The sequence below is a fragment of the Pseudomonas sp. FBF18 genome (genome assembly GCF_024261405.1).
In the GTDB taxonomy this organism is placed as follows: domain Bacteria; phylum Pseudomonadota; class Gammaproteobacteria; order Pseudomonadales; family Pseudomonadaceae; genus Aquipseudomonas; species Aquipseudomonas palmensis.
Genome location: NZ_QKRS01000024.1, coordinates 47,852 through 58,890, shown reverse-complemented (window position 1 = coordinate 58,890; position 11,039 = coordinate 47,852). Strand labels below are relative to the sequence as shown.

General features: G+C 65.2%; 8 protein-coding genes. 4 read left to right on the top strand and 4 right to left on the bottom strand.

The features are described 5' to 3' along the window. Positions 1 to 3,592 (top strand): type I secretion C-terminal target domain-containing protein (locus tag DN387_RS24955; protein WP_254506379.1); only part of this gene is annotated, 3,592 nt, incomplete at its 5' end. Positions 3,593 to 3,716: 124 nt separating this feature from the next. Here the strand turns inward: DN387_RS24955 and DN387_RS24950 are convergent. Further along, positions 3,717 to 4,082 carry a YbaN family protein gene (locus DN387_RS24950; RefSeq protein ID WP_054916594.1) on the bottom strand — a complete coding sequence of 122 codons (366 nt, stop codon included), beginning with the start codon at positions 4,080 to 4,082 and terminating at the stop codon, positions 3,717 to 3,719. Between the two features lie 10 nt (positions 4,083 to 4,092). Next, positions 4,093 to 4,680, bottom strand: coding sequence for a YecA family protein (locus tag DN387_RS24945; protein WP_054916593.1), 588 nt, complete (start codon positions 4,678 to 4,680; stop codon positions 4,093 to 4,095). A 245-nt stretch (positions 4,681 to 4,925) separates the two neighbouring features. Here DN387_RS24945 and recQ point away from each other — a divergent pair, with 245 nt between their 5' ends. Both recQ and DN387_RS24935 read left to right on the top strand, forming a co-directional pair. Next, positions 4,926 to 7,058: a DNA helicase RecQ gene (gene recQ / locus DN387_RS24940; protein ID WP_043864126.1), complete on the top strand. Its 2,133-nt coding sequence runs from the start codon at positions 4,926 to 4,928 to the stop codon at positions 7,056 to 7,058. Positions 7,059 to 7,176: 118 nt separating this feature from the next. Further along, positions 7,177 to 7,611: a MarR family transcriptional regulator gene (locus DN387_RS24935; RefSeq protein WP_043864125.1), complete on the top strand. Its 435-nt coding sequence runs from the start codon at positions 7,177 to 7,179 to the stop codon at positions 7,609 to 7,611. On the opposite strand, the gene DN387_RS24930 is transcribed toward DN387_RS24935, so the two are convergent. Beyond that, complete coding sequence (locus DN387_RS24930; protein WP_043864124.1) at positions 7,608 to 9,797, bottom strand: patatin-like phospholipase family protein; 2,190 nt, start codon at positions 9,795 to 9,797, stop codon at positions 7,608 to 7,610. The genes DN387_RS24935 and DN387_RS24930 overlap by 4 nt on opposite strands. Positions 9,798 to 9,867: 70 nt before the next feature. Here DN387_RS24930 and DN387_RS24925 point away from each other — a divergent pair, with 70 nt between their 5' ends. Beyond that, a complete protein-coding gene (locus DN387_RS24925) occupies positions 9,868 to 10,152 on the top strand; it encodes a SelT/SelW/SelH family protein (RefSeq protein WP_054916592.1) in 285 nt (94 codons plus the stop codon). 1 nt (position 10,153) lies between these two features. Here DN387_RS24925 and DN387_RS24920 read toward each other — a convergent pair whose 3' ends face one another. Next, positions 10,154 to 11,038, bottom strand: coding sequence for a DMT family transporter (locus DN387_RS24920; RefSeq protein ID WP_054916591.1), 885 nt, complete (start codon positions 11,036 to 11,038; stop codon positions 10,154 to 10,156). Between the last annotated feature and the right edge of the window lies 1 nt (position 11,039).

Here is an 11,039-nt window from a genome sequence, read left to right as displayed (position 1 = left end):
GGTGGCCTGCGCCGATACCGAGGTGAAAGTCTACGAAAAAGCGCTGGACCTGACCCAGGACCCGCAGGACCTGGCCCCGGGCACGGTGGTGGGCAGCAACCCTACCTCGCCTGGCGAGACGGGTACCGGCACCCTGGTCGGCTCGGTCACGGGCGGTTCCGGCGCGCTCACCTACACGCTGGTGGGCAGCACTACAGGTGCCTATGGGCAGATTCAGCTCAATGCCGACGGCAGCTACAAGTACACCCTGACCTCGGCGCCGCACATCGGCAACGGCGACGACGGGGCGAATATCGTCACGTCCGAGACCTTTACCTACAAGGCGACCGACCAACTGGGCAACAGCGTCACCAGCACCATCGTGATCAAGATCGTGGATGACGTGCCAAGGGCGGAGTCCGACAGCACCACGGTGGTGGAGGGCGGTACGGTCACGGGCAACGTGCTGCTCAACGACATCCTGGGTGCAGACGGTGCAGCCCAGGGCGGTGCGGTGGTGGGTGTACGGGCGGGCGCCGACACCTCGACCTCGGCCATCGGCTCGCTGGGCGTGGGCATCGCCGGCACCTATGGCACCCTCATCCTGCATGCCAACGGCGAGGCCGAGTACAAGGCCAACCCCAATGCGGTGACGCAGGACGGTGCCCAAGACACCTTCACCTACACCATTCGTGACGCGGACGGCGACGAAAGCACCACCACCATCACCATCAATGTCACCGACAGCAAGATCGTCGCCTGCCCCAACAACGAGGTCACGGTGTACGAGAAGGCCCTGGACCTTAGTCAGGATCCGAACGACCTCGCCCCCGGCACCGTGACCGGCAGCGACCCCGGCTCAGCGGGTGAAACCGCGACCGGCAGCCTGGTGGGCTCGGTCAGCGGAGCCAGCGGCGCGATCACCTATACGCTGGTGGGCAGCAGCACGGGCGCCTATGGGCAGATTCAGCTCAACGCCGACGGCAGCTTCAAGTACACCCTTACGTCCGCACCCAAAACCGCAGGCGGGCTCAACGACGGCCCCAACGTGGTCACCAGCGAGACCTTCGTCTACAAGGCCACCGATGCGGCCGGCAATTCGACCACCAGCAACATCGTGATCAATATCGTCGATGACGTGCCCACAACGGCTGACGCCGTGCGCTCGACCACGCCGGGGCAGGTGGACACCAACGTCATGCTGATCATCGATGTGTCCGGCAGCATGGCCGACAATTCCGGGGTGCGCGGCCTGTCGCGCCTGGAGCTGGCCAAGGAGGCCATCGGCGCACTGCTGGACAAGTACGACGACATGGGCGATGTGAAGGTGCAGGTCGTCACGTTCTCCACCGGTGCCAGTGATCGCACCGACGTGTGGGTGACGGTGGCCGAGGCCAAGGCCCTGATCAAGGACCTGACCCCGGGTGGCTCGACCTATTACGACTCGGCAGTCAACGTGGCGCAGACGGCCTACCAGACGCCGGGCAAGCTGGAGGGGGCGCAGAGTGTCAGCTACTTCTTCTCGGACGGTGCGCCGACCTCGGGGCATGCCCTGACCGAAACGCGCACCGGCAACTGGGAGAACTTCCTGGGCGACAACGGCATCAAGTCGTATGCGATCGGGCTGGGCAGCGGCGTCAACACCGGCAATCTCAACCCGGCTGCCTATGACGGCAGTACCCACACCAATACCAACTCGGTGGTGGTCACCGACCTGGCGCAACTGGACAACGTGCTGTCGGGCACCGTGCAGGGCGCGCCGATCACCGGCAGCCTGATGAGCGGTGGCGACTTCGGTGCCGATGGTGGCTTCATCAAGTCTCTGTTGATCGACGGCACCACCTACACCTTCGACCCCAAAGGCAACGCCAACCAGCCCAGTTATGCAGCCAGTGGCGGTGCAGACCGCGGCACCTTCGACGCGAACAGCCACAGCATCACGGTCAAGACCGCGCTGGGCGGGACGCTGGTGGTGGACATGGACAACGGCCAGTTCACCTATACGCCGCCCAAGGACAGCGGCAGCAATCAGGTGGAGACCATCCGCTTCGTGGCCAGCGACAACGACGGCGACCTGAGCGGTGCCAACCTGGTGATCAACGTCAACACCAATGCTGCGCCGGTGGCCGGTGCCGATCATGTCATCACCAATATCCTTGCGCCGAGCATCAGCGTCCCGGCCGCCGCCTTGCTGGCCAACGATAGCGACGCCAACCACGATCGCCTGAGTGCGGCGCCGATCACCTTCAACACCGGCTGGACCAAGGGGGCGGATTTCACGGCCGGCAACGGCAAGACGGTTATCACCTTCACCGGCCAGGACGACACGCTGGCCAATCAGGAGCGGGTTCTGGCGCGCAGTGCCTTTACCGGCGCAGCCGGGTCGATGACCGCGGCGCTGGTGGTCAGTGGCTACCTGGGGGCGGTGAGTGCTGCCAATGGCAATGACGAAGACGTGATCAAGGTAAGCCTGCGCGAGGGCGAAACCCTGACCCTGGACCACAACCGCACCGCTGATCGCAACTTGCTGATGCAGTGGAAGGATGAGGGCGGCACCTACCACACCATCGCCGATGGCGGCAGTTTCACCGCCAGCCATGATGGGGTGTACAGCATCCATCTGGTCAACCAGGTCAATGACGACGGCGGCAAGGGCGCAGAAAGCTACCAGCTGAACATGTCGATCAACTACGCCGGGGCGCATGACTACACGCCCACCTACAACGGCACCTATACCGTCAGCGACGGCCATGGCGGCAGCGCCACGGGGGCGGTGGACATCACCTACCAGGCCGGCAGTACCCTGGAAGGCACCAGCCACGACGACGTGCTGCTGGCCGGGAGCGGTGATGACGTTCTCAATGGCGGTGCAGGCAACGACGTGCTGATTGGCGGCGATGGCAACGACAAGCTCTACGGGGGGGATGGCAACGACCTGTTGATCGGCGGCAACGGCAACGATCTGCTCGACGGTGGCGCTGGCAACGACACCGCCAGCTACGCCGGAGCGAGCGCTGGGGTGACGGTGAGCCTGGCGCTGACCGGTGAGCAGAACACGATCGGCGCCGGGCTCGACAAGCTGGTGTCGATCGAGAACCTGATCGGCTCCGACCACGACGACAAGCTGACCGGCGACGACAACGCCAACACGCTGATCGGCGGCCTGGGCAACGACATCCTGATCGGGGGCGGCGGTGACGATCTGCTGATCGGCGGGCCGGGCAACAATACCCTGACCGGTGGCGCGGGCAGCGATACCTTCCTGTGGCAACAGGGCAATACTGGCCACGACAAGGTGACCGACTTTACCCCGGGTACCGATCGGCTGGACCTCTCGCAATTGCTGCAGGGCGAGAACGCGACGTCGGCGTCGCTGGACGATTACCTGCACTTCACGGTGACGGGCACGGGCAACGGTGTGATATCGACCATCCAGGTGAGTGCGGTGGCCGGCGCGGCGCCGACCCAGACCATCGAACTGGCCGGCGTGGACCTTGCCCATCACTATGGGGTGACGGCGGGCGCGGGTGGGGTCATCTCGGCGGGGGCGGATACAGCCACGGTGATCAACGGGATGCTCAATGATCATTCGTTGAAGGTGGATACGGTGTGACATGAGGCGTAGATGGCGCAGCTGACCTGCCGCTGCCATCGCGGGCCAAGCCCGCTCCCACAAGAGCAATGAAGTAGCTGTGGGAGCGGGCTTGGCCCGCGATGGGGTGGGCGCGTGGTTGCGCCTAGGTACGCTTGCGCAAGGTCTTCTGCCGCGCGATGTACACGGTCACCAGTACCGCACTGGTGAGCATGAACCCGCGTGCCCACGGCAAGGGCACCAGGTAGCACGAAAAGCCTATGCTCAGCCACATCAGCCCGATGGCGTATACCTTGGCCTTGAGCGGAATGCCTTCACCGCCCAGGTAGTCGCGAATCCACGGCCCAAGCCGCGGGTGATTGACCAGCCATGCGTGAAAGCGGGGCGAGCTGCGCGTAAAGCAGGCTGCCGCCAATAACAGAAAAGGGGTGGTCGGCAGCACCGGGAGGAAGATGCCGATCACCCCCAGCGCGACGCTGAGCCAGCCGATGGCCAGCAGCAGGTAGCGCATGGATGCAGACTCAGTGGTGGCGAGGCTTGAGCAGCGCAGGTTTCTCGTCCGGGGCATGGCACAGCAGGTACAAGGCCGTCAGCGCCTCGGGGATCTGCACGATCATGTCGTCCATCAGGTTGGCGTCGCTGGCGATGTCGGCGAACTCGGCCTCTTCGTCGAACAGGCCGGAACCGACCATGATCGGCAGCAGCATTTCGCTGACCTCTTCCTCGGCGCTTTCGAACCAGGCCGCTTCACGCAGGAACACCCCTTCCATGAAGCCGATGCACCAGCCGCGCAGCTCGGAGTCGTCCGGCTCGTCGCCAAGGTCCAGGTCGCACGGCAGCTCGAATTCCTCATCGCTGGCCAGTTGGCGGGCGATGTGATCCTTGAGCTTGATCAGTGTGCTTTCGATTTCTTCGCGCTGGGCCTCGTCCTTGTAGTGCGGCGGCTCGGCGAACAGGGCGTCGATCCATTCACGCTCGGGAACGGCTTCGGAGCAGATCGACAGCGCGGTCAGGTAGCCGTGTGCGGCAACGTAGTCCAGCGCTTCTTCGTGCAGCTCGTCAGCGTCGAGGAAGGCTTGCAGGCGGGTTAATTGCTCAGCGAAGGACATTACAGGGCTACCTTGGGAATAAACGATGCTGGAATTCTAGCATCTTGCGGCGCCTGCGAGGCAAAGGATGACGCCTATCGCAGAGCCCCCTGCACGGGCGCCGTGTCCGGTATAATGCCCGGCTTTTGCGCCCGGTCACGCCAGCATGCGGCCCCGGCAAAAGCCGCTTACGCAATTTCAGGTGTGGCGGGGAAGCTTTTCATCCAGCCTGTGGCCAGGATGGTTCTGCGATTTATGGAGTTTTTATGCTCGAACAGGCTCAGCGCGTCCTCAAGGACATCTTCGGCTACGACAGCTTTCGCGGGCGCCAGGGGGCGATCATCGAATGCGTGGCCAAAGGCGGCGATGCGCTGGTACTGATGCCCACCGGCGGCGGCAAGTCGCTGTGCTTCCAGGTTCCGGGGCTGCTGCGCGAAGGCCTGGCAGTGGTGGTGTCGCCGCTGATCGCGCTGATGGACGACCAGGTGGCGACCCTCGACGAGCTGGGTGTCGCCGCGGCTTCGCTGAACTCCACGATGAGCGCCGACCAGCAGCGCGAACTGGCCATGCGCATTCGTCGCGGCGAGCTCAAGATGCTGTACCTGGCCCCGGAACGCCTGGTGCAGCCACGCATGCTGGATTTTCTGCGCAGCCTGGACATCGCGCTGTTCGCCATCGACGAGGCGCACTGCGTGTCGCAATGGGGCCATGACTTCCGCCCTGAATACCTGCAACTGGGGCAACTGGCCGAACTCTTCCCCAACGTGCCGCGCATTGCCCTGACCGCCACCGCGGACATGCGTACCCGCGAAGAGATCGTCACCCGCCTGCACCTGCAGAACGCCGAGCGCTTTCTGTCGAGTTTCGACCGGCCGAACATCTTCTATCGCATCGTGCCCAAGGAACAGCCGCGCAAACAGTTGCTGGCGTTCCTCAACGAGCGGCGCGGCAACGCCGGCATCGTCTATTGCCTGTCGCGCAAGAAGGTCGACGATGTGGCCGCGTTTTTGTGCGAGCAGGGGTTCCCGGCGCTGCCCTATCACGCCGGCCTGCCTGCCGAGACCCGCGCCAGCAATCAGCGCCGCTTCCTCAACGAGGAAGGCCTGATCATGGTCGCGACCATCGCCTTCGGCATGGGCATCGACAAGCCGAACGTGCGTTTCGTGGCCCACCTGGACCTGCCCAAGTCGCTGGAAGCCTACTACCAGGAAACCGGTCGCGCCGGCCGTGACGGCCTGCCCGCCGATGCCTGGATGGCCTACGGCCTGCAGGACATGGTGATGCTCAAGCAGATGCTGCAGAACTCCGAAGGTGACGAGCGTCACAAACGGGTCGAGCAGCACAAGCTCGATGCCATGCTGGCACTGTGCGAAGAGACCCGCTGCCGTCGCCAGACCCTGCTCAACTATTTCGATGAAGAACTGCCCCAGCCCTGCGGGCACTGCGACAACTGCGTCGACGGCGTGCAGACCTGGGACGCCACCGAGCCTGCGCGCCAGGCGCTGTCGGCCATCTATCGTACTGGCCAGCGCTACGGCGTGGGCCATCTGGTGGACGTGCTGCTGGGCAAGGACAACGAGAAGATCCGCAGCTTCGGGCACGAGAAGCTTGCCGTGTATGGCGTGGGCAAGGCTCGCGCAGAAGGCGAGTGGCGTTCGCTGTTCCGCCAGCTGGTGGCGCGTGGCCTGGCCGATATCGACCTGGAAGGCTATGGCGGGCTGCGCCTGTCCGATACGTGCCGGCCCTTGCTGCGTGGCGAAGTCACCCTTGAGCTGCGCCGCGACCTCAAGCCGCAGACCAGCAGCAAGAGCAGCAGCTCGGGCAGCCCGGCCAGCCAGCTGGTGCGCGGTGAGGAACGCGAACAGTGGGACGCCTTGCGCGCCCTGCGGCGCAAGCTGGCCGAGGAGCATGGCGTGCCGCCGTATGTCATCTTCCCCGACTCGACCCTGCTGGAGATGCTGCGCAGTCAGCCCGGCAGCCTCAGCGAGATGGCCCAGGTCAGTGGCGTGGGGGCACGCAAGCTGGAGCGCTACGGCCAGGCCTTCCTCGAGGTGCTGGGCGGCGCTGCAGAGGCCCCGGCCCCGGTCGCCGACCTGCGCCACGAGCTGATCAGCCTGGCCCGCGCTGGCATGACTCCGCTGCAGATCGCCGGCCAGCTGCAATGCAGTGAAAAGAACGTTTACAGCCTGCTGGCCGAGGCCATCGGTCGCCAACAGCTGTCACTGGAACAGGCGCTGGACCTGCCCGAGGACCTGATGGGCGAGATCCAGGACGCGTTCCTCGACGGCGAAGGCGAGTTGCCGCCGGTGTCGGCGATCATCGAGCAGTTTGGCGGACGCGTGCCTGAGGGCGTGCTGTATTGCGTGCGCGCCGCACTGGCGGCCGAGTTCGAGATGTAGAAAGGTTGTTTGTCATCATTTATGACGATTATGCAGCGCCTGCCGACGGCATGAGCCTTGCCTAAGGCCCAAGGGCATGATTAGCTGCCTATTAATTAGTTCTGATGATGAGTTTCCTATGCCGTTGACCGATCACCACCGTTTCGGGATGCAGTTGGCCCATATGTCCCGGGGTTGGCGCGCCGAGCTGGACCGCCGCCTGGCCGGGCTCAACCTGTCGCAGGCGCGCTGGCTGGTGCTGCTGCACCTGGCGCGCTTCGACGAGGCCCCCACCCAGCGTGAACTGGCGCAGAGCGTGGGGGTTGAAGGGCCGACCCTGGCCCGTCTGCTCGACAGCCTCGAGGCCCAGGGCCTGGTCAAGCGCCAGGCCGTACTGGAGGACCGACGCGCCAAGAAGATCGTGTTGTGCCCGCCCGCCAAGCCGTTGATCGACCAGATCGAGACCATTGCCAACGCCTTGCGCGTCGAGCTGTTCGAAGGCATCGACGAAGAAGAGCTGCGCGTGTGCATGCGGGTGCACGCGCGCATCCTGGGCAACCTGGAGAAGTCCTAGAAGGTCTGCCCCAGGTTGAGGTAGAACGCCTTCTGGTTCTCGGTGTTCATGCCGTAGCTGAAGTTCAGCGGCCCCAGCGGCGTTTCGAAGCCCAGGAAGATGCTGGCGGCGTTGATGTAGCCGCTGTCGAACTCGTTGTCGTTGTTCCAGGCGCGGCCGCGTTCCAGCGAGCCGCCCAGATACAGCGGGAAGTCCAGCGGCAGGTAGGAGCGCGGGGTCAGGCGCCGGTAGTAGACCATGCGCATCAGGCTCAGGTTCTGGCCTGACACCGAGTCCTGGCGAAAGCCCGACAGCTGCCGGGCGCCGCCCATCACGAAGCTCGAGGTGACCACCTCGGCATCATCCAGAGTCCGCGCATAGCGACCGCCGAATACCCAGGTGTTCGGCCCGCTGCTCAGGGCCTTGTCCAGTTTCATGTCCCATTGGCGATAGCGCTGGTCGGAGCCCAGGCCCGGCTCGAACTGGCGCAGGGTCAGGCTGACGTCTTCGCCGCTGTGGGGGAAGTAGACGTTGTCCAGGGTATCGAACGAATACTTGAGGTCATAGAAGCCTTCGTTGAAGTTCACCTTGGGCAGGCCCTGTTCGCCGATGCGTACCTCGGCCTGCCCCCAGGCCTGGCCCACCCCCAGGCGCACTTCGCCGTTGTTGCCGATCTGGCGGCCCAGGTTGAGCCCGAAGCCATAGCGTTCGAGGCGGTACTCGGCGATGGGGTCGTTGTCCAGGGTGGCCTCGATGTTCTGCGAGCCGATGTCCAGGTAGGGCGCCACGAAGTAGCGCGACCCGGTATCCAGCGGCTGGTAGAACTCGCTGTAGAGCTCCTGCTTGTCGCCGATCTGGGCTCGGGTGAGCCACTCGGCGCCCAGGCGGTTGATGCCGTTGACGCGGTAGCTGGCGCCCAGGTTGAAGGCGCTGTCGCCACGCAGGTCATCGGACAGGTTCAGCCCCAGCCGCAGATAGTCGGTGCCGCCACGTCGGCCCCGGGCGTTGATCACCAGGGTGTTCTCGTCGCCCTTGTGCACCACGCGGTACTGCACCCGGTCGAAGTAGTCCAGGCCGTACAGGGTGCCCATGTCGGTGCGCAGGCGGTCGAGCTCCAGCGGTTCGCCGATGGGCTGGCGAATGTAGTAGCGGATCACGTCGTCACTGACCTTGGAGTCGTTCTCGACCTTGATGGCGGTGATCACCGGGGTGCGTTGCCCGGCCGAGCGCGCCTCGGCCAGTTGCACCGCCGTGTCGTTGACCCGGCGCAGGCTGGCCAGGCGCGGGTCGAGCAGGCGGGTGGCGCGGTAGCCGGCGTCGATCATGTCCTGGGCCCGGCCGAAGTCGGTGACGCCAAAGCTCGACAGCGGCGGCTGTACCAGGATGTCGTCGCGGTGCAGCGAGGCCAGTTGCTCTTCGGAGTTGCGCCGGGTCATCAGGGTGATCGACTGGTTGAGCACATCGACCACCGTGGCCAACTGCTTGCGATTGCGCAGCGGCGTGCCGATATCGACGACGATCGCCATGTCCACACCCATCTCACGCACGATATCCAGCGGGATGTTATCGACCATGCCGCCGTCGACCAGCAGGCGGCCGTCCAGCTCGACCGGGGCGAACACCGCCGGGATCGACATGCTGGCGCGGATCACCTGGGGCAGGTGGCCCTTGCGAAACACCACTTTCTCGCCGCTGGCGATATCGGTGGCCACTGCGCGGAACGGGATCGGCAGCTTGTCGAAGTCACGGGTGTCACTGGCGTGGGCCAGCAGGCTTTCGAGCAGCAGCGCGAGGTTCTGCCCCTGGATCACCCCCAACGGCAGGCCCAGGCTGCCGTCGTCGCGAAAGCTCAGGCGCTGTTTGACCAGGAAGTCGCGGTCGTCCTGCTTGCGCCTGAAGGGGATGTCCTTGCGCGGCGGTGCATCGGACAACGCCTGCTGCCAGTCGATGGCCAGGGCCAGCTTCTCCAGCTCGTCGATCTTGTAGCCCGAGGCGTACAACCCGCCGATCACCGCGCCCATGCTGGTGCCGGCGATGGCGTCGATCTTCACCCCCTGTTCTTCCAGCGCCTTGAGCACACCGATGTGGGCCAGGCCGCGCGCCGCGCCGCCGGACAGCACCAGGCCGACCTTGGGCCGGGCGGCCTCGGCGGCGCAGAGGGCAAGGGAGGTAAGGGACAGCAACAGGCACAACAGCAGACGACGCATCGCGGCTCTCGGAGCAAAGGCTAAAGGTGGCTAGTATAAGCGCGACCACCTATCAGGAGACCGTTACCCCATGTCCGTATCCAAACCCGAAATTGTCATCACCTATTGCACGCAGTGCCAATGGCTGCTGCGCGCCGCCTGGCTGGCCCAGGAACTGCTGAGCACCTTCAGTGACGACCTGGCCCGGGTGGCCCTGGAACCGGCCACGGGCGGCAACTTTCGCATCACCTGCGATGGCGTGCAGATCTGGGAACGCAAGGCCGATGGCGGTTTCCCCGAGGCCAAGGTGCTCAAGCAGCGGGTCCGCGACCAGATCGACCCGCAGCGCGACCTGGGCCACAACGACCGCGCCTGACTCAGCCGCCGGAGGTGGCGGGTGCGGTGTGTGGTGCGCCGGCGGCCAGACGGCTTGAAATCACGATGGCCAGAATGATCAGCACCCCGCCCATCAGCATGCGCAAGGTGGGCTGCTCGGCGAAGATCACCCAGGCCATGGCGATGCCGTAGACCGGCTCCATGGCAAACACCACGGCGGCGGTACGGGCCTTGATCACCGCCAGGCTGGCCACGAACAGGCTGTGTGCCACGCCGGTGCAGAACACCCCCAGCAGCCCCAGCCACAGCCAGTCCAGCGCGCTCACCGAAGGCAGCAGCGGGCCCGCCACCGGCAGCAGACACAGTGCCACCACGGCGTTCTGGCACAGCGCCGCCTGTACCGCCGGAATGTGCCGCGAGCCTGCACGGTTGAGCAGTGACAGCAGGGCGAACAGCAACCCCGAGAACAACGCCCACAGCAGCCCGCTGGTGGCCTGGCTGGCGAGGTCGAAGTCGGGCGTCACCAGCACCAGGCCGATGCTCACCAGCACTACCAGCAAGGCTTCGTTGCGACGGATGCGCTCACGGAACAACAGCCCTTCGAGAATGACCGTGAACGCCGGGAAGCTGGCAAAGCCCAGGGTCGCGATGGCCACGCCGGCCACCTTGACCGCGACGAAGAAGCTGACCCAATGGCCGGCCAGCAACATCCCGGCCAATGTCAGCCCGCGCCAGTCCCGTGCCTTCAGGGGTTGCCAGTGTTGTCGGGCAACGCCGACGAAGATGGCCAGGGCCAGCACGGCGAAGGCCGCACGGCCGAACACGATGACCGACGGGCCGGCACTGGCCAGCTTGCCGAACACGCCGGTCAGGCCGAACAACAGCGCGCCTGCATGCAGGGCGCCCAGGGCGGTACGAGGGGTCATG